The sequence below is a fragment of the Acidomonas methanolica genome (genome assembly GCF_004346035.1).
Taxonomy (GTDB): Bacteria; Pseudomonadota; Alphaproteobacteria; order Acetobacterales; family Acetobacteraceae; genus Acidomonas; species Acidomonas methanolica.
The window spans coordinates 140998-160729 of the sequence record NZ_SLZN01000006.1; the positions used below are offsets into that span (position 1 = coordinate 140998).

Annotated in this window: 16 protein-coding genes; 13 read left to right on the top strand and 3 right to left on the bottom strand. The window is 60.4% G+C overall.

Features of this window, described 5'->3' with window-relative positions; genetic code table 11:
- The first annotated feature begins 93 nt into the window (after positions 1-93).
- Both EDC31_RS07140 and EDC31_RS07145 read left to right on the top strand, forming a co-directional pair.
- The gene (locus EDC31_RS07140; protein WP_010667496.1) at positions 94-543 is read left to right on the top strand and encodes a MerR family transcriptional regulator; all 450 of its coding nucleotides are present in this window, start codon (positions 94-96) and stop codon (positions 541-543) included.
- An 85-nt stretch (positions 544-628) separates the two neighbouring features.
- Positions 629-1210: a cation transporter gene (locus EDC31_RS07145; protein WP_026200112.1), complete on the top strand. Its 582-nt coding sequence runs from the start codon at positions 629-631 to the stop codon at positions 1208-1210.
- A gap of 10 nt (positions 1211-1220) precedes the next feature.
- On the opposite strand, the gene EDC31_RS07150 is transcribed toward EDC31_RS07145, so the two are convergent.
- The 3 genes from EDC31_RS07150 to EDC31_RS07160 form a co-directional block, all read right to left on the bottom strand.
- Complete coding sequence (locus EDC31_RS07150; RefSeq protein ID WP_010667498.1) at positions 1221-1553, bottom strand: YnfA family protein; 333 nt, start codon at positions 1551-1553, stop codon at positions 1221-1223.
- A gap of 354 nt (positions 1554-1907) precedes the next feature.
- The gene (locus EDC31_RS07155; RefSeq protein ID WP_018308112.1) at positions 1908-2834 is read right to left on the bottom strand and encodes a cation diffusion facilitator family transporter; all 927 of its coding nucleotides are present in this window, start codon (positions 2832-2834) and stop codon (positions 1908-1910) included.
- Between the two features lie 50 nt (positions 2835-2884).
- Entirely contained in the window at positions 2885-3328 is a 444-nt protein-coding gene (locus tag EDC31_RS07160) for a MerR family transcriptional regulator (protein ID WP_010666084.1), read from the bottom strand.
- 75 nt (positions 3329-3403) lie between these two features.
- Between EDC31_RS07160 and EDC31_RS07165 the strand changes: the two genes are divergently transcribed.
- From EDC31_RS07165 to trbJ, 11 genes are all read left to right on the top strand, one after another.
- Positions 3404-5563 carry a heavy metal translocating P-type ATPase gene (locus tag EDC31_RS07165; RefSeq protein ID WP_010666083.1) on the top strand — a complete coding sequence of 720 codons (2160 nt, stop codon included), beginning with the start codon at positions 3404-3406 and terminating at the stop codon, positions 5561-5563.
- Positions 5564-5641: 78 nt separating this feature from the next.
- Complete coding sequence (locus EDC31_RS07170; protein WP_042060140.1) at positions 5642-6856, top strand: TolC family protein; 1215 nt, start codon at positions 5642-5644, stop codon at positions 6854-6856.
- Positions 6857-6951: 95 nt separating this feature from the next.
- Positions 6952-8016: an efflux RND transporter periplasmic adaptor subunit gene (locus EDC31_RS07175; RefSeq protein ID WP_231867349.1), complete on the top strand. Its 1065-nt coding sequence runs from the start codon at positions 6952-6954 to the stop codon at positions 8014-8016.
- Between the two features lie 2 nt (positions 8017-8018).
- A complete protein-coding gene (locus EDC31_RS07180; protein ID WP_042060139.1) occupies positions 8019-11075 on the top strand; it encodes an efflux RND transporter permease subunit in 3057 nt (1018 codons plus the stop codon).
- Between the two features lie 1270 nt (positions 11076-12345).
- Positions 12346-14337, top strand: a complete 1992-nt coding sequence (locus EDC31_RS07190; RefSeq protein ID WP_010666656.1) for a conjugal transfer protein TraG — start codon at positions 12346-12348, stop codon at positions 14335-14337.
- A 7-nt stretch (positions 14338-14344) separates the two neighbouring features.
- Entirely contained in the window at positions 14345-14791 is a 447-nt protein-coding gene (locus EDC31_RS07195; protein WP_026200111.1) for a hypothetical protein, read from the top strand.
- A gap of 194 nt (positions 14792-14985) precedes the next feature.
- Positions 14986-15909, top strand: a complete 924-nt coding sequence (trbB, locus tag EDC31_RS07200) for a P-type conjugative transfer ATPase TrbB (RefSeq protein ID WP_018308109.1) — start codon at positions 14986-14988, stop codon at positions 15907-15909.
- A gap of 2 nt (positions 15910-15911) precedes the next feature.
- Positions 15912-16244 carry a TrbC/VirB2 family protein gene (locus EDC31_RS07205; RefSeq protein ID WP_018308108.1) on the top strand — a complete coding sequence of 111 codons (333 nt, stop codon included), beginning with the start codon at positions 15912-15914 and terminating at the stop codon, positions 16242-16244.
- Complete coding sequence (locus EDC31_RS07210; protein ID WP_010667264.1) at positions 16244-16519, top strand: VirB3 family type IV secretion system protein; 276 nt, start codon at positions 16244-16246, stop codon at positions 16517-16519. The genes EDC31_RS07205 and EDC31_RS07210 overlap by 1 nt, the downstream gene beginning before the upstream one ends.
- A gap of 13 nt (positions 16520-16532) precedes the next feature.
- Positions 16533-18965, top strand: a complete 2433-nt coding sequence (trbE, locus tag EDC31_RS07215) for a conjugal transfer protein TrbE (protein WP_010667263.1) — start codon at positions 16533-16535, stop codon at positions 18963-18965.
- The gene (gene trbJ, locus EDC31_RS07220) at positions 18962-19732 is read left to right on the top strand and encodes a P-type conjugative transfer protein TrbJ (RefSeq protein ID WP_010667262.1); all 771 of its coding nucleotides are present in this window, start codon (positions 18962-18964) and stop codon (positions 19730-19732) included. Before trbE ends, trbJ begins: the two co-directional genes overlap by 4 nt.

Below are 19732 nucleotides of genomic sequence, written 5' to 3' on the forward strand. Positions count from 1 at the left end.
ATGCCGTTCCGCCCGTTCGCGTGACGGTCTGGCGCTTGTTTACGAGTTCAAGTAACTTGAGGTTCAAGATATTTTTTACGCGAGTTTCCCCCCATGCCCGGATACAAGATCGGCGAGTTGGCCGAGCGCACCCGTACCAATGCCCCCACGATCCGCTATTATGAAGAGATCGGCCTGCTTCCACGTCCGGAACGACAGGAAGGCAATCAGCGGCGTTATGCTGAAGACGATGTTCGACGGCTTACCTTCATTCGGCGCTGCCGGGCGTTTGGCTTTTCGATCGATCAGGTTCGGGCATTGGTCGAATTGGTACAGGACCGTACGCGATCCTGTGCGGAAGCCCGCGACCTCGCGCATACTCACCTGATGGACGTCCGGGCGAAGTTGCGCGAATTGAAGGCGCTCGAGAAAAGCATCGCCGGGTTCGTCGCGACCTGCGACGCACAATGCGCCGGCGGTCCCGGCTCCGAGTGCGTGATTCTTGACGAACTTGCCACCATCGAGCCGGCGGGGAACCGCGCATGCTGCGAAAGTGCGGTCTGATCTTCGCCTATAATCCATCTTCGGATGGGAGAAACCTGATAGAACGAAAGAGATAAAAACGATGAATTCCACACCACCGAACGACATGGCCGGCACCCTGCGACGGGTCATCTCTCTCGTGGGACTTCTGAATCTTGCCTATTTTGGCATCGAATTCACGGTAGCGCTTGCCATCGGCTCGGTCTCCCTGTTCGCGGATAGCGTCGATTTCCTGGAAGACGCCTCCGTCAATTTCCTGATCGTAGCGGCACTCGGCTGGACGGCGCGCAGCCGGGCGCGGGTCGGAATGGCCCTTGCCGCTATCCTGCTGGTTCCGGCGCTCGCGACGCTCTGGACCGCATGGCAAAAATTCAATCTTCCGACACCGCCCCAGCCGCTCGTCCTGTCGGTGACAGGATTGGGGGCGCTTGTGGTAAATTTCTCCTGTGCGCTCATGCTGACCCGCTATCGCTATCATGCAGGCAGTCTGACGCGCGCTGCCTTCCTGTCGGCGCGCAACGACGTGCTGGCCAATATCGCGATCATCGTCGCAGGCCTGGTCACGGCCTTTCTGTGGCACGCCGCATGGCCGGACCTACTTGTCGGGCTCGGTATCGCCGCGATGAACGCCGACGCCGCCCGCGAAGTCTGGCAGGCCGCGCGCAATGAGCACCGCGCGGCAGCATAGCCCCCTCAATTTACGTCCGGGGCGCGAACAGGATCAGGCTGGCCCCGCCGAGGCACACTAGGGCACCAACAATCTCCCACCGGTCCGGGGTGCGCCCCTCGACCAGTCGCATCCACATGAGCGAGGCGGTGATGTAGACGCCGCCATAGGCTGCATAGGCCCGCCCCGCCGTATCCGTATCGATACGGGTCAGCAGAAAGGCGAACAGGACCAGCGACACCATGCCCGGAACGAGAACCAGCGGCGAACGCCCCAGCCGGAGCCAGCTCCAGAAGGCGAAGCATCCGCCGATCTCTGCAAAACCCGCGACGACATAGATGATGAAAGGTAGCACAAACCCCACTGTTACATACTTTCCAGTCAGGATCGTGAAGCAGCCACTCCACGATCACCATATCCCGCCATTTGAATGGCCCCGGGTTTTCGGAGACGTTTTCTATCCGGTTTAAGCGGCCAATGCATGCGATTTCTGTTGTGCATGGAAACGTGCCTCAGCCACTTCTGGCGGGATGTTTCCAATGGATGACAGAAGGCAACGATTATTGATCCAATTGACCCATTTAGAGGTGGCCAGTTCGATGCCGCCACGGGGCAGACACCACAAGGTTTGGCAAACGCGGCTTTGGAGTGGATACGCTGCGGATCACGGAGCGGCTCCGCGCCCGGCGGTTCAGGCCGAGCGAAAGTCCTGCTGCGGCTAAATCAGTTCTTCGCGATTTTTGACGTGTGCGTGTCGGTCCAGAATGATGACGTCGCCATGCTTCGCCTTCTCCTCGGGCTCGATGTGAATGTTGATCACAGCCTGCCCGAGCTGTGTCCTGAGTGCGTGCTCGATGTGGTCGCAGATCTCATGCGCCCTGCCGACGGTCATCCCCGTCGGGACCACGAGATGAAATTCAATGAATGTCGTGTTGCCCGCGACACGCGCCCGCACGTCGTGGGCTTCGATCGCCCCTGATGCATTCCCTGCGATCGTCCGGTCCAGGCGTGAAATCAATTCGGGATCGGAGACTTCATCCATCAGCCCGGCGACGGCTTCCCGCACGACACCATAACCTGCCCAAAGGATATTGACTGCGACCAGGCCGCCGATGGCCGGGTCAAGCCGGAGCCAACCAGTCACCGGGATCAGCGCAAAAGCGATCAGGACCGCAATGGTCGTCCAGACGTCCGTCAGGATGTGCCGGCCGCCCGCGACGAGCGCGGGCGACTTCCACTGCTTGCCATTGCGGATCAGTAGCAGCGCCCAGAACAGGTTTATAACCCCGGCGCTGCCATTCAGGGCCAAGCCCAGAAGCGGCGTGTCCGGTGCTTTCGGGTGCTGCCAGCCGATCCAGGCTTCCTGGAAGATCAGAATTGCCGTTGCGAGCACGAGGCCACCCTCGATGATCGCGCTCAGATATTCCGCTTTCTGGTGGCCATAGGGATGGTTTGCGTCTGCGGGTTGTGCGCTGACCCACAGGGCGATAAGCGCGCCGACGGCGGCCGCTACATTGACGATTGTTTCCAGCGCATCCGAGTAAAGCGCGATGCTGCCCGTCATCCAGTAGGCGGCAAGCTTCAGGGCCAGAACGACCAGACTGACGGCAAGTGTGCCCCATGCGGTCTTTATGGTGCGGTTCATGGGGACTACTCCTGCATGCTGCGACCCGTTTGCGATACTCGATGATTTGTTTACGACGCTTTGCACCCTGCCTCCGTGCCGAGATGTTCTGACGTGCATAAAGAATGATCGCTCAGGACCTGAATGATCCGACAGGTCCCGATTGTGTTGCATGAACACTGATCCAACATGCGTTGCAATTCGCCCTGGAGAGCCGTCAGGCGGGCAATACGGTTCCTGACCTCGATCAATTGGCGTTTTGCTATCTCATATGCGGCCATACAGTTTTGATTGGGATCGTCAGCAAGATCTAGTAATTCACGGATTTCATCTAGTGAAAATCCAAGTTCCCGCGCATGGCGAATAAAACTCAGGCGCTCTTTTGCTTCCTCTCCATAGACACGCTGCCCTCCTTCACTTCGGTCGGGCTCCTCAAGGATGCCGATCTGCTCGTAATAGCGGATGGTCGGCACCTTGACGCCAGTTGACCCGGATAATTTTCCGATACTGAACATAAAAGCCCCCTTGAACCTCTAGCGACTAGAGGAAGTAGATAACGGATTCGCTGCTGGGTGAACAGGAGAATCCGGATGCCGGACAGGCGCGAGTGGGATGTCACGGGCATGGACTGTGCTGCTTGTGTCAGCAAGGTGAAGGGCGCGCTTGGTCAAATCGCAGGCGTCCAGAATGTAGAGATTTCCCTGGTGTCTCAGAAACTGCGACTGACCATGGATGAGAATGCGATTTCCGTGACCAAAGTCGAAGAGATGGTCAGGAGCCTGGGATATGGTATCCGGCGCCTCAATCCTGCCACTGTAGCTGACATTGTATTTGCTCAGGATGCGACGAATGACGCCGGCGCGCCTGATACGCCCTGGTATAAAACCGGAAAGGGACGACTTGTTGTCACGACCGGTATTTTGTTGGTGCTGGCCTGGGGTATCAGCCTGATCGCACCAAACGAGATGAAACCCTGGCCATTTGTCGGGGCCTGCCTGGTAGGGCTTTTTCCGGTTGCCCGCCGCGCCTTAGCCTCGCTCCGGGTTGCTCAGCCGTTTTCCATCGAAGCCCTGATGATGATCGCGGCGATCGGTGCGCTATTTATCGGCGCGGCCCAGGAGGCTGCACTCGTCGTCTTCCTCTTCGCGGTCGGGGAACTCCTTGAGGGCGTTGCCGTCAGTCATGCCCGTGATGGTATCCGCGCGCTCGGAGCGTTGGTACCGAAAATCGCCTTGCGCGAAGACACTGCCGGTATCCGGGAGGTTCCTGCTGTCGAACTCCGACTAGGCGATGTGGTCCTGGTCCGGCCGGGAGACCGCATTCCGGCGGATGGAGAGATTATTTCCGGCGTAAGTGGCATTGATGAAAGTCCGGTCACTGGTGAGAGCGTGCCAGTGTCGCGTGGGCCGACGGATGCCGTCTTCGCCGGCTCGGTCAACACGGAAGCTGCGTTGCGGGTTCGCGTGACCCGCACTGCGGCGGACAACACCATCTCCCGCATCATCCATCTTGTAGAGCAGGCCGAGGAGGCACGCGCACCGACTCAACGGTTCATCGACCGCTTCAGCCGTTGGTACATGCCGACGATCGTCGTGCTTTCGGCGGTCGTCGTATGCCTTCCCCCACTGGCGTTTGCTCAGGCTTGGTCGGTCTGGGTTTATCGCGGGTTGTCCCTTCTGCTGATTGGTTGCCCCTGCGCGCTCGTCATATCGGTTCCCGCAGCCATAGCGTCCGCGCTGGCCCTGGGGGCACATAACGGGCTGCTCATCAAGGGAGGAGCGGTCATCGAGGCCACTGCGCGGGTGAAGACAGTCGCACTCGACAAGACTGGAACCCTCACACTGGGACGGCCTGACGTCACCGACATCATCGTGCTGGACAGCTTGCCCGAAACTCAGGTTCTTGCTGTCGCCGCCGCCGTTGAAGGCGCGTCCAGCCATCCATTGGCCCAGGCTATCCTGCGCCGAGCCCAGAGTAACGGGCCGGGTATCGACATTCCCGTTGCACAGGAGAGCAGGGCAATTCCCGGAAGAGGGGTGACAGGCCGCATTGACGGAATGGATTTCACGATCTCCAGCCCCCTTCAGGCGGTACGCGACGGCGCGTTGTCAGCTACTGACACCGCACGTGCCACCGAACTTGAGGCGGAAGGAAAAACCGTTGCCGTCTTGTATGGTGACAAGGCACTCGCGTTGATTGCCCTCCGTGACGAGCCGCGCGCGGACGCGGCAGAAGCCATGCGCCAGTTACGCAACCTCGGTATTACGCCGGTCATCCTGACGGGCGACAATAGCCGGACAGCCGCCGCGATCGCCTCAATGCTGGGGGCGCATTACAAGGCCGAACTGCTGCCGGAGCAGAAGTTGGCCGAAATACGGGCTCTGGCCGCGCAGGGCGGTGTTATGATGGTCGGAGATGGCATCAACGACGCGCCTGCACTCAAACAGGCAACTGTCGGGGTCGCAATCGGCTCGGGGACCGATGTTGCCCTGGAGGCAGCCGACGCCGCCATCCTGCGGAACAGAGTCTCCGATATTCCAGCGCTGATCCGCCTCGCCCGTTCGACCATGCGAAATGTTCGTCAAAATGTCTCGATCGCTCTTGGGCTGAAAGGAGTGTTCCTGATTGCCACCATCGCGGGGCTGACAGGGCTCTGGATCGCCATTGCGGCCGATACCGGGGCAACCGTTCTCGTCACCCTCAACGCGCTGAGGCTGCTGCGCTCCCGCAGCCTCGATGCAACATCGTAAAATATTATGAGAATTTTCAGTCGAATGTCCGTGTGTTGTGTTCGGTGTCGGTGGAAATCTGTGGCGGCGAGCCTCGCAATGGCTTTGGTGTCGGGTGGCGTGGCCACAGCCGACGATACGACAGCGATTCCCGCCACCTTGCATGATGTCATCGCAGCAGCATGGACGAATGATCCTGCCCAGAATGATCTCGCGACTCAGGAAGCTGGGGCAAAGAAACGCCAGCGTGCCGCGAAATCCTGGTTCGCAGGTGGGCCATCGGTCGATGCTCAATATTATGACGACAGACCCAGCGGCCGTAACTATGCGTACCGCACGACACAGGTGGGTCTCTCCGTTCCTCTCTGGCTGCCAGGACAAGGAACGGCAACTGAGCATGTGGCTGAAGCCGATGCACAGGCCGCTGTAGTACAGAAGGATGTCGCCCATATGGCGGTGGCCATTCGTGCCACGGATGCCATCGGGGCTGTCCTGCTCGCCGAGCGACGGCGATCTGCCATGGATTCCACACTGGCTGCGTTGCGACGCATGGCCAGGGCCGTGCGGGCATCGAGCCATGCAGGAGAAAGCACATCGGCGGAACAGCAGGCGGTGGATGCGCAGATCGCTCTTTCGGAAAGCGATCGCAATGCCATCGACGAGGAAGTCGAGGCCGGCCAGGCCAATCTGGATATTCTGACCGGCCATCCGACGAAAGCCGGTCTGTCGGAAATCGACACGCACTGGCCGCTATTCCTGCGAGCGACCGCGCGGCCATGGAGCGAGGCGAACGACCCGCGCGTGCGTGCGGCTCACCAGAGCGTCACGGTCGCCACGGAACAGGATCATCTTGCCGCTCACAGTTATATGCCCAATCCGGAAATCGGCGTCGGCGTGATCAATCAGGGCCAGTACGGTTCGCCATGGGACACGCAGGTTGGGGTCAGTCTCAGGATGCCGATCCCAAGTGACGTCACATCGGTTCCCGTGAGAACGGCCGCTCAGAGTGCGCTTTCCACCGCCATCCGGCAGGAGATCGCCACCCAGAGGACCGTCAGGGCCGAGATGGCGCGCGTCCAGGCACATCTGAAAAACACATCGGCCTCGATCGTCAGTACGGCTCAGGCCGCGCACGAGATGCTTGCGCGCGCGGACGCCATGGAGCGGTCGTGGCGATCCGGTGAAACATCACTCATAGAGGCGCTTCGTGCCCGCATGGATGCCTATAACGCCCTGCTGACCTTCAGCCAGGCCGAAATCGATCATCGCATTGCGATCGTCAGAACTGTTATCGCCTTGGGGTACATACCATGAGATCGACCTGTATCCTCGTTGTCGCAGCCCTATTCGTGGCTTTACCTCACCTGGCTTTGGCGGAAGAAACAGAGGGGTGGCAGCAGACCGTGACCATGGATGCAGAAGCCCGGCAGGCCGAGGGTCTTGAAACCGTCAAGGTTAAAAAAGGCTCCGTAAGACCCCGAATTCAGGCGATGGCGAGTGTAACGGAGAACATCGCGCGTTCCGTGTCCATACGGCCGGCAGGCGATGGCAAAGTCCGCGCGGTCTACGTCCTGCCCGGCCAGCAAGTCACCGTCGGCCAGACGCTCGTCTCCTATATTGATCACTCATTGCATGTCGTCGATCTCCAGCTTGCCCAGGCGAAAGCTAGTCTGGCCAGCGCCCAGGCCAACCTCGCTGATACTGCACTGGCGTACCGTCGTGGTAAGTCATTGGCCGGGGCCACAGTCTCCGCGGGCGAAGTGTCGCGTCGCCTTGCCGTGATGCACGAGGCGCAGAACGCTGTCCACTTTCAGGACGCTGCGGTCAAAACCCTGACCCATCGTCTTGAGGAAGAATTCACCTCGCCAACGGAACGGATCGTGGACTTCGAAAATTCGGTCCTGATCGCGCCGGTTGATGGCATGGTCGAACAGGTCGGTACGGCTGTCGATAATGATATTTCGCCCACAGACGTCGTAATCAGGATTACGAGTCTGGAAACCGTATGGGTCGTGGCTAACGTCCGCCCCGAAGATGCATCAGACATTTCAATTGGCACTGAGATGACGTTCATGCCCGTGGGAGCCGATCCCGCGCAAGCCGCGATGGCAAAGGTTCAGACCATTGAAGGTACTGCCGATCCCGAAACTGGGCTGGTGAAGGTTGTCGCGACATTTTCGGATCCGCGTCGGAGATTCCGGCCCGGCACCCAGCTCAATGCCTGGCTTCCTGCGCAGGAGCAGGCCAGCGGTCTGATCGTGCCGTCCGCCGCCCCGCAGAATGTCGACGGGCATATGGTGGTGTACCGGCAGACCGGCGCCGATACGTTTCAACCTGTTCCCGTTCGTGTGCTCCTCGAAGGGCCAGAGCAGAGCGTGGTGTCCGGAGATCTCAAGCCTGATGACACTATCGTCGCAAAGGGGAGCTTTACGCTCAAGGCGATGGCGCTTCTGTCCGGTCTCGATGGAGACTGAAAATGCTCTTTGAATTCTTCCAGAAGCAACGCTTTTTTGTTTTCGGTCTGATTTTTGCCCTCCTGATAACCGGACTGGCCTGTGTCGAAGGGCTTCCTGTCGAGCCTGTTCCCGACATTTCACCCCGCCAGGTCATGGTGACGGTTACTGCTCCCGGGCTTGCGACCGAGGAAGTCGAAAAGTTGATTACCTTTCCGGTCGAGACCAGTCTGACTGCTCTTCCGGGTCTCATTGATTTGCGCTCGGTATCAAGGACGGGTGTATCTGCGGTCTATCTACAATTCGACGATGCGACAGACATCGACTTGGACCGCGCACGTGTCGCCGAACGTCTGCCGGCCGCTCGTGAGAGTGTCGCCGTTCCGGGTGTCAGCGTTCAGATGGGGCCGCGGACGACCGGCATGGGCGAGATCATGCAGTTCCAGATCCGCGGACCTGGCTATTCGCTCATGGACCTCAACCGCATCATGCACTGGACGGTCGCGCCTGAACTGAGACTTCTAGCGGGCGTGGCCGAGGTCAATATCAATGGTGGCGCGGAACAGACCTTTCAGGTCACGCTCGACCCGCTTCGGCTGCGTACCTACGGAGTCACGGTGACAGACGTCTATCAGGCAGTTGACCGTAATAACGCCTCGGCTGGTGGTGGCTGGATTGCCCACCAGGCCGAGCAGCAGGTGATTGTTGGCCGTGCCCTGGTCGGCGACCTGAATGATTTCGGTCTGATCCCGGTCAGAATCGGCCGGAACGGGCATGTCATCCGGGTCCAGGACGTGGGGAGTATCGCACTGGGTCCGCGGACGCGCCTCGGCGCGGCGACCCGGGACGGAAACGGAGAGATCGTCCGGGGCGCGGTAATGATGCAGGACGGAGCAAGCTCGAATGCCGTTATTGCAAATATCCGCAAAGCACTTCCTGGTATCCAGAAGTTGTTGCCAGCCGGCGTGACGCTTGACCCCTACTATATGCGCTCGACGCTAACGGGAGAAACCATTTCCACCGTCAAGGAAAATCTCCTGATCGGCGCGGCTCTGGTGCTTGTCGTTCTTATCGTGGTTCTGGGTGACTGGCGCGCGTCGCTGGTCATTGCCTCCGCCATCCCCGCCGCGCTGTTGTCAGCCTTCATCGGCATGAGGGTTTTCGGGGTCTCGGCCAACCTGCTGAGCCTCGGCGCAATTGATTTCGGTATGATTGTCGACAGCTCTCTCGTTGTCGTCGAGCACTTCATGACGTTGAGGGAGGCTGAAGGCACAAAGCGTTCCATGCGGGACACAGCTATTGAAGCGGCGAAGTCTGTCGTCAGGCCGGTGACATTTTCGATTTTCGTGATCATTATGGTCTACCTGCCGATCCTCACTCTGGAAGATATCGAGGGCAAGATGTTCCGCCCCATGGCGCAGACCGTCGCCATGGCGTTGCTGGCATCACTGATTTACTGCTTCATTTGCATCCCCGTCCTTGCAGCAGTACTCCTGCGTGATCCGAAGTCTCACCAGGAGACGAGGTTCGTGCAGTTTGTGCGACGCTATTACGAGCCGATGCTGGCCTGGAGCGAAAAGCATAGCAGGACAGTGATCATCGTCACGATCTCTGTGTTCCTCGTTTCGGTTGGCCTGGCCACGCGGTTGGGTGGGGAGTTTATACCGACGCTGGAAGAAGGCTCCCTGACGACAACGGTCACGCGCTGGCCGAGCGCCTCACTGCCTACCGTCATTGATGAAATCGGGAAACAGGAACGAATCATCCGTTCGTTCCCTGAAGTTCAGACGGTGGTAACAAATATTGGCACACCGGCTGTTCCGACAGATCCTATGGGCCCCAACGAGTCAGACAGTTTCATCATTCTGAAGCCCCTCTCGCAGTGGAAGACCGGGCGGACCCAGGATCAGTTGGTTCAGGCGATGGCCGACACCCTCAAGGCGAAGCTCCCCAGTGCCAATTACGAATGGTCACAGCCGATCCAGATGCGAATGGATGAATTGCTCTCAGGTGTTCGCACTCAAATAGCTATCTCCGTTTATGGCGATGACTTGGAGGAACTGGCGAAACTGGCCGATGAAGTGACCTCAGCCGTGGCGGCGGTTCCGGGGGCTGCGGATGTTGCCCCACAGGGCGACGGAACAGTGCCCTTCATGCATATCGACATCAATCGGGATGCCGCAGCCAGACGTGGGGTGGCCGTGTCCGACGCTCTTGCCCAGATCACGGCTATCGGTGGATTGATCGGAAAACCTGTTGTTGTGGGCAACGCGATCATACCAACTCAGATCCGCCTTGATCCGACTTCGACCCTGTCAGTTTCGATGATCGGAAATCTGCCCGTGCGCAGGTTGGACGGACAAGGGTGGGTCTTGCTGTCGGATATTGCGAAACTACAGGTGATAGACGGCCCTTCCCGGATTGATCGGGACCGTATTCATAGGCGCGTCATTGTTCAGGCCAATGTCCGGGGGCGGGACGTCAGTTCCTTTGTCGCAGCGGCGCAAAAAGCGGTTGCGGAGAAGGTCAGACTCCCGTCAGGCTATCGTCTTGAATGGGCCGGACAGTTCGAGAACCTGAAATCGGCAATGCAACGTCTGGGTCTGGTTCTACCCATCGCTCTCTTGTTGATATTTGCGCTCCTGATTGCAGCATTAGGATCATTCAGGGCGGCCTCCCTGGTATTCATCAATCTCCCTATAGCAGCGACGGGAGGAATTTTCGCACTGACCTTGCGTGGGTTGCCGTTTAGTATTGCTGCCAGCATCGGTTTCATTGCGCTGTTTGGTGTGGCCATTCTCAATGGCGTCGTTCTTGTAAGTCAGATCCGCGCGCTTCAGGAAGCCGGCATTGATGCGGCAACGGCGGCATTCGAGGCAGCACGCGCCCGATTCCGGCCTGTCATCGCGACCGCAAGCGTCGCTAGTCTGGGCTTCTTCCCGATGGCGTTTTCGGGAAGCATGGGCGCGGAGGTCGAGCGGCCGCTTGCGACTGTTGTGATTGGAGGTCTTGTGACATCGACCCTGCTCACTTTGCTTGTTCTACCAACCCTTTATGCTAGCCTGTTTCGGAAGCGCTGAATTCAGAGGACATACGAGCCTTTTGTGACTACTTCATTTCACCGTTGCCGCCAACCATGGCGTTTGCATCCCACACTAACCTTCCTGTGCGGTGGATGTCGGTCGGTTAGGATGCGGCCGATCATCAGGAATTTCAAAGTCTGTACACTCGTTCGATTCACGAAGAAGACCTAGAAGTGCATCAGGAACGGGCTCATTGATAATGCTACCAAACCGCGCACGAAAATGCTGTTTTATCCAGAATTTGACGATCTGGTCCTCAGACTCGATGTCCATCTCCGAATACCTTCCATGACCGATCAGTGAATTAAGTCACGGTCCTGCGGCCCCAACGTCATGAGGTGATCCACGATATTTCGTACATTCATCCAGAATTGCGCGCTGTCGCTCTGACCCGCGTCAACACATCGCAAGACATGCGTATGCGCTTTGTTCCGCGCTCCACTCCATCCGAAGGATCGGATCAAGGCGTCTGCCATGTCTGACGCAGAACACTTATCGGAAGTTTCGTCATCGTTTTCTATCGCCAAATCCGCTCTCCGTCTCGCACGACATGACGACGACGGAAGCGAATTGAGGGCGTGACTCCCCGTACCCGCCTGGCGTCGGGCGGGTCGAAAGGTGTTTTGCACTGGGCGTAGCCACCTCCTGCCTATTCCCCTGCTGAGAACAGCCAAAGCTGTTCACCGCAGGACCGTAGGTCCGGGTGTTCTATTCGGCAGGCCACCCGACATAGGAGGCCGCCCAGTTGCAAAAAAGCGTTTCGACACGCTGATTTCAGGATAGCACATGGGATATCCCCATGTCACCCTTACGTAAGCGCGCGTGCGCGCTGCACCTTCGCGATGCATATCCGTCAACTCGGCAAAAAGTTTGGAGATGAAGCGAGTATTGATTAATGAAGTCGTAGCATTCTCTGCTTTGACCAACACTGTATTCAGAAGTTCCTATACTCTGCCATTCTTCTAAAAAGAAATTCCATGTCTCTATATTTCCAATAATTCCTATTCTTTTTAACATATTTTCCATCCGATGCAGGCTGCGCTGCCGATCGTCCATTCCTCATTGTCATTGCCGTCACCGTAATTTTGAAGCTCAGCCCTATCTCCGAATCGCCTGCTACCGGTGTGTCCCAGGATCGGCTGGGCGGACCTTGTCCGCACAGCGCAAGTATTTTTTCGCTCTGGTTTGCCCGGCTGCGAACAACGCTTAAAAGCACTTGAACGCAGGAATCCGCCGTTCCTTCCTCCTCTAAAAGGGAGGGCTCCCGATGTCGGGCACCAAGATTCTTTGGGGGCAGATCATCGTCGTCTTGGCGATCGTCCTGCTGACCATGTGGACTGCGACCGAATGGATCGCTTGGAAGCTGGCCTTCCAGGCTGAACTCGGGCGACCCTGGTTCGTAATCCTGCGGTTCCCATTCTACTTTCCGCCCGCGTTCTTCTGGTGGTGGTATGCGTATGACGCCTATGCGCCGGAGGTCTTCGCACGGGGTGCCTATATCGCCGCGTCGGGCGGCATCCTGGCTGCGGTCACTGCGATCGGGCTATCGGTCTGGCGCGCGCGCGAGGCGAAGCGGATCGAGACATATGGCTCGGCCCGTTGGGCTGACGCCAAGGAGATCGCCCAGGCCGGCCTACTTGACCCCGACGGCGTGGTACTAGGCCGCTATCGTCAAGAGTACCTGCGGCATGACGGGCCAGAGCACGTCCTGACCTTCGCACCAACGCGCAGCGGCAAGGGTGTCGGCATGGTCATCCCCACGCTCCTGACCTGGCCCGGTTCGGCCATCGTCCACGACATCAAGGGTGAGAACTGGGAGCTGACGGCGGGATTCCGCGCCCGTTTCGGACGTGTCGTGTTGTTCGATCCCACCAACGCAGCCTCGTCCGCCTATAATCCTTTGCTGGAGATTCGGCGCGGGGAGTGGGAAGTCCGTGATGCCCAGAACGTCGCCGATATCCTCGTAGACCCGGAAGGCAGCCTGGAGAAGCGCAACCACTGGGAGAAGACTTCGCACTCCCTTCTCGTCGGCGCCATCCTGCATGTCCTCTATGCCGAGCCCGACAAGACTCTGGCCGGTGTCGCCAATTTCCTGTCGGACCCGAAGCGCCCGATCGCCACCACGCTGTCAGCGATGATGCGGACGAAGCATCTTGGCGATGCCGGCCCGCATCCCGTCGTGGCCTCGGCCGCGCGCGAACTGCTGAACAAGTCCCCCAACGAGCGCTCGGGCGTGTTGTCCACAGCCATGTCCTTCCTCGGCCTCTATCGCGACCCGGTGGTCGCGGAGGTGACGCGGCGCTGCGAATGGCGGATCGCCGACATCGTCGGCGCCGATCGCCCGGTGACGCTCTACCTTACCGTGCCACCGTCTGACATCAGCCGCACCAAGCCGCTGATCCGTCTGGTGCTGAACCAGATCGGCCGGAGGCTGACAGAAGATCTTGATGCTGCGGCGCGGCGGCGGCGTGTGCTGCTGATGCTCGACGAATTCCCGGCCCTCGGGCGTCTGGATTTCTTTGAATCGGCGCTGGCCTTCATGGCGGGCTACCGGATCAAGAGCTTCCTGATCGCCCAGTCCCTCAACCAGATCGAGCGGGCCTACGGGCCGAACAATTCGATCCTCGACAACTGCCATGTCCGCGTGAGCTTCGCCACCAACGACGAACGGACGGCCAAACGTGTCTCCGACGCGCTCGGAACCGCCACCGAGATGAAGGCGATGAAGAACTACGCGGGCCACCGTCTTTCGCCTTGGCTGGGCCATCTGATGGTTTCGCGCTCGGAGACGGCACGCCCGCTGCTGACGGCGGGAGAAGTCATGCAGCTCCCGCCAGCGGACGAGATCGTCATGGTCTCCGGGCTGTATCCGATCCGTGCGAAGAAGGCCCGTTACTTCGAGGATGCGCGCTTCCAGGAACGCATTCTGCCACCGCCAAAGCCTACGCCCCCGAAGGACGGGTGCCCGGACGACTGGAGCCGCCGCCCCCTCCCACCCAGGCCGCCGGCACCCGATGCGGCGGCCGAAACGCGGACAGTGGAGGACGAGGAAGAAGACCCGAAGCAGTCCGCCCGGCGCCATCAGCCCGAACTGGACGAAGGCACTGTCGAGAAAAAGGAGCCGATGGAGAACGAGTTCACGCCCGATCCGGTCGATGAATTCGACGACATCGCGCCCCGCAACAACCGGATGAATGATCTCATGCGCGGTGTCGCCCGGCAGGCGTCGCTCGACCGTGGCGATGAGCTTGAGTTGTGAGGCCGCAATGGCAATGCCGAAAAAGAAGGCCCAGATCTCCGTCTATCTCGATCCCGAGGTGATGAAGACTCTGTCCGCCTATGCCGCGCGACGCGCGCAGCCGATGTCGCTGATCGTCGAGGCCGCTGTCGCCTCCTTCCTTTCGCCCGATGGCGAGGAGCGCCGCGAGGCTGCCACATCGAAGCGTCTCGACCGGCAGGACCGGCGCCTCGCGCGGCTGGAGCGTGATATTGGCATCACGGTGGAGACCCTGGCGCTGTTCATCCGCTTTTGGCTGACCACGACCCCGCCACTTCCCGAACCGGCCGCCAAGGCAGCGCGGGCACAAGCCGGAGCGCGCTACGATAATTTCGTCGCGGCCCTCGGCCGCAGGCTGGCTCAGGGACCACGACTCCAGCAGGAAATTCCGGAGGACGTTTCGGACCCCGCCGCACAGGATGATCCGGAGTCGTAATTTTCGCACCCCGCAAGTATTTTTGCCCTCCGTCTCGCTGCGTTTCTACGACGCCTGAATTCTTGTTGAACCGCCCCGTTTCCTGCCTTTCCTAATGATCCCCGTCGCCGTGCGCCCATCGCGCTCGGCTTATACCGGGGAAGATCATGTCGGTTTCCGCCATCAACCAAGGGGCAAGGGTACGGAGCATTTCCATGCTGCGTACGGCGATGGGGCCTGCGATCGCCGGGCACCTTGCCGATGCGGCTGTGGTCGAGCTGATGCTCAACCCCGATGGGCGGCTGTGGGTCGACCGTCTGTCTGAGGGGCTGGCTGATACGGGTGATGTGATTGCACCAGCCGATGCCGAGCGCATCGTCCGCCTGGTCGCACACCATGTCGGGGCGGAGGTGCATGAGGCAGCCCCGCGCGTATCGGCGGAATTGCCGACTGGCGAACGGTTTGAGGGATTGCTGCCGCCCGTTGTGACCGCCCCAAGTTTCGCGATCCGCAAGCCCGCTGTCGCCGTGTTCACCCTCGACGACTATGTCGAGGCCGCGATCATGACAACGGACGAGGCGGCATTCCTGCGCCGCGCTGTCACGGAACGGAGGAACATTCTGGTCGCGGGCGGCACATCGACGGGCAAGACCACGCTGGTCAATGCCCTCCTGGCCGAGGTTGCGAAAACCGGCGATCGCATCGTGCTGATCGAGGACACGCGCGAACTGCAATGCACGGCGCCCAATCTCATCGCCCTGCGCACCCGTGAGGGCGTCATCACCCTGTCGGATCTCGTCCGGTCCGGTCTCCGCCTGCGTCCCGACCGTATCCCCATCGGTGAGGTACGTGGGGCCGAGGCCCTTGATCTGGTCAAGGCATGGGGTACTGGCCATCCGGGCGGTATCGGCACGCTGCACGCCGGATCGGTGCTGGCTGCCCTGTATCGTCTGGAACAACTGATCCAGGAAGCGGTGGTCACGGTGCCACGCGCCATGATCGCGGAAACCATTGACGTGATCGCTGTCCTGTCTGGACGCGGGACGGCCCGTCGCCTGTCCGAACTCGCCACCGTGGACGGGATTGATCCCGGCACTGGTGCCTATCGCATTCATTCAATCGATACCGATGGAGATTAGAAATGAACCTCACGCTGTTCCGTGTGCGTCGGCACGCGCCTGTCCTCTCCACCATGCTGCTGCTGTCCATCGCATGGTGCTCCTCGGCCCTGGCGTCGGGCTCCGACATGCCGTGGGAGGAGCCGCTCAACCAGATTCTGGAATCCGTGCAGGGACCGGTCGCCAAGATCATCTCGGTGATCATCATCACGGTCACGGGTCTGACCCTGGCGTTCGGGGAAACATCGGGTGGGTTCCGCCGCCTGATCCAGATCGTCTTCGGCCTGTCCATCGCTTTCGCCGCCAGCTCGTTCTTCCTGTCGTTCTTCTCGTTCTCCGGCGGAGCACTGATCTGATGGCGGGATATGACGATGACGCGTTGCCGGGGTTCCATGTCCCGGTGCATCGCTCGCTGACCGATCCCATCCTGCTGGGTGGTGCGCCCCGTGCCGTCGCCATCGCCAATGGCACGCTGGCCGCCGCGATCGCGCTGGGCCTGCGGCTCTGGCTGATCGGAGCCGCATTCTGGATCGTGGGCCACGGGCTCGCGGTCTGGGGGGCGAAGCGTGATCCGCTGTTCATCGAGGTCGGGCGGCGACATCTCCGTTACCCCGCCTGGCTGCGGGCGTAGGGAGGGCAGGGCGATGATGTCCCTTGGCGAATATCGCAATCGCGCCGCCCTCCTGTCGGATTTTCTCCCATGGGCCGCGCTCGTGGAGAAAGGCGTCGTCCTGAACAAGGACGGCAGCTTCCAGCGCACGGCGCGCATCCGTGGTCCCGATATGGATAGCGCCACGCCTGCCGAACTGGTCGGTGTCACCGCACGGCTCAACAGTAATCTCCGCCGTCTGGGCTCCGGATGGGCGGTGTTCGTCGAGGCGCAGCGCGTCCCGGCCACACTCTATCCCGAGAGCGATTTCCCGGATGCCGCCTCGCACATGGTCGATCTGGAACGGCGTGAGCAGTTCGAGGATGAGGGCGCGCATTTCGAGAGCCGGTATTTCCTGACCCTGGTCTGGCTGCCACCGGCGGAATCGTCCGACCGGGCTGCCCGGTTCCTGTTCGAGGGCAGGGAGCGCGAAGGGCCGGACCCACACGGCATACTCCATGCGTTCGTGGATCGCTCCGACCGGATGCTGGCGTTGCTGGACGGTTTCATGCCCGAGGCCACCTGGCTCAATGACGGTGAAACGCTGACCTATTTACATTCGACCATTTCGACGCGGAACCAGCGTGTCCGGGTGCCGGAAATCCCGATGCATCTTGACGCGCTGCTGGTCGATCAGCCGCTTTCGGGCGGGTTGGAGCCGAAACTCGGCGATGCCTTCCTGAAAACGCTGACGATCACCGGTTTCCCGTCGCGGACCTTTCCCGGAATCCTGGATGACCTGAACCGGCTGGCGATGCCCTATCGCTGGTCAACCCGTGCCATCCTGCTCGACAAGACCGACGCCACCAAGGTGCTGACGAAGATCCGCCGGCAGTGGTTTGCAAAGCGTAAGAGCATCGCAGCCATTGTCCGGGAGGTGATGACCAACGAGGCATCCGTTCTCGTGGACAACGACGCTGCCAATAAGGCTGCCGATGCTGACTTGGCCTTGCAGTCCCTCGGTGCCGACGATGTCGGACAGGCGTATCTTACCGCGACCATCACGGTCTGGGACGGTTCCGCCTCCATCGCGGCCGAAAAGCTTCGGCTGGTTGAGAAGATCATCCAGGGCCGCGATTTCACCTGCATGACGGAAAGCCTCAACGCGGTGGAGGCATGGCTGGGTTCGCTGCCCGGCCATGTCTACGCCAATGTTCGTCAGCCCCCGGTCTCGACGCTGAATCTGGCGCATATGATTCCGCTGTCGGCCGTCTGGGCAGGGCCGGAGCAGGACGGGCATTTCAAGGCAGCACCGCTGTTCTACGGCAGGACGGCGGGCGCCACACCATTCCGGTTCAGCCTTCATGTCGGCGATGTTGGCCACACGCTGATCGCAGGACCAACAGGGGCGGGCAAATCCGTGCTGCTGGCGCTGATGGCGCTCCAGTTTCGGCGTTATGCGGGATCGCAGATTTTCGCCTTCGATTTCGGCGGGTCCATGCGTGCGGCGACGATGGCGATGGACGGGGACTGGCACGATCTTGGAGGCGGGCTGACGGACGAGGGCGATGGGCATTCCGCCGTCTCCCTTCAGCCGCTGGCAAGGATTGACGATCCCGACGAGCGCAAATGGGCCACGGAATGGCTGGGGCAGATCCTTGTCGGTGAAGGGGTAACGCTGACCCCCGAGGTGAAGTCTCACCTCTGGTCGGCGCTGAACTCCCTGGCGTCGTCGCCCGTTCAGGAGCGGACCCTGTCAGGTATGGTAGCACTTCTCCAGTCCAACGCCCTGAAGCAGGCAATGGCGGCATATTGCCTGGGTGGTCCCTATGGCCGCCTGCTGGATGCGGACACCGAGCGGCTGGGTGACGCCGATGTCGTGGTGTTTGAAACGGAAGGGCTGATCGGGTCCGGGGCGGCATCGTCCGTGTTGTCCTACCTGTTTCATCGGATCGAAGGACGGCTGGATGGCCGTCCGACCCTGCTGGTCATTGATGAGGGCTGGCTGGTTCTGGATGACGGGGACTTTGCTGGCCAGCTTCGGGAGTGGCTGAAAACCCTGCGCAAGAAGAATGCGTCGGTGATTTTCGCCACCCAGTCCCTGTCGGACATCGCCAATTCCCGCATTGCCCCGGCTGTGGTGGAAAGTTGCCCGACGCGGATCTTCCTGCCCAATGAACGGGCCATTGAGCCGCAGATCGCGGCCATCTACCGCGATTTTGGGCTGAACGACCGACAGATCGCCATTATCGCCCGCGCGGCGTCGAAGCGGGAATATTACTGCCAGACCCAGCGGGGAAATCGCCTCTTCGAACTGGGGCTCGGGCCGGTGGCACTCGCCCTGTGCGCCGCCTCCGGCAAGGACGACCACCGGCTGATCGACGCGATGCTGGTGGAACATGGGCGGGCCGGCTTTCTCCCAGCCTGGTTCGAGGCGCGTGGCGTCATGTGGGCGGCCGATCTTCTTCGGGAAGGAGCGATGCCATGACGGAAGAACCTTTCCGTATTCGGGCAAAAGATTTCCGCCCCGGATGTGCCGTGGTCTTCGGCGCTGCTCTGGCTTTTGTCATGCCAGTCGTGTCAGCCCATGCCCAATGGGCGGTCTATGACGGCGCCAACCACGTCCAGAACGTGCTGATCGCGGCCCGCACGCTCCAGCAGATCGACAACCAGATCACGTCACTGGCCAATCAGGCGCAGATGCTGGTCAACCAAGGTCGCAATCTGGCGAGCCTACCACTTTCGACACTGTCGACGCTGCAATCGACGATTTCCCAAACCACAGCGTTGCTCGCGCAGGCGCAGAATATTGCCTACAGCGTCCAGTCCGTCGAGCAGCAGTACCAGCAGGCGTACACGTCCGTGTCCTCTGGCATGTCCGACGGTGCCCTGTTCAGCCAGGCACAGACACGCTGGCAGAATTCTGTGGGTGGGTTCGAGGACGCCCTGAAGCTTCAGGCGCGGGTGGTAGGAAACATCCCGAGCGACAGTTCGGCCATGACGCAACTGGTTTCGGCCAGCCAGACGTCAACCGGGGCGTTGCAGGCCGCGCAGGCCGGCAACCAGCTTATGGCCCTGCAATCCCGGCAACTGTTCGACATCCAGGCGGAACTGGCCGCCAATGGCCGGGCTGCGGACCTCGAACGGGCGCGACAGGCGGCGAACGAGGCAGGGGCGGAAGCCCAATATCAGCATTTTTCGCAGTATGACGCCTATGTTCCCCAGGCCGTCGCCATCCCAAGTTCTGGATATTGA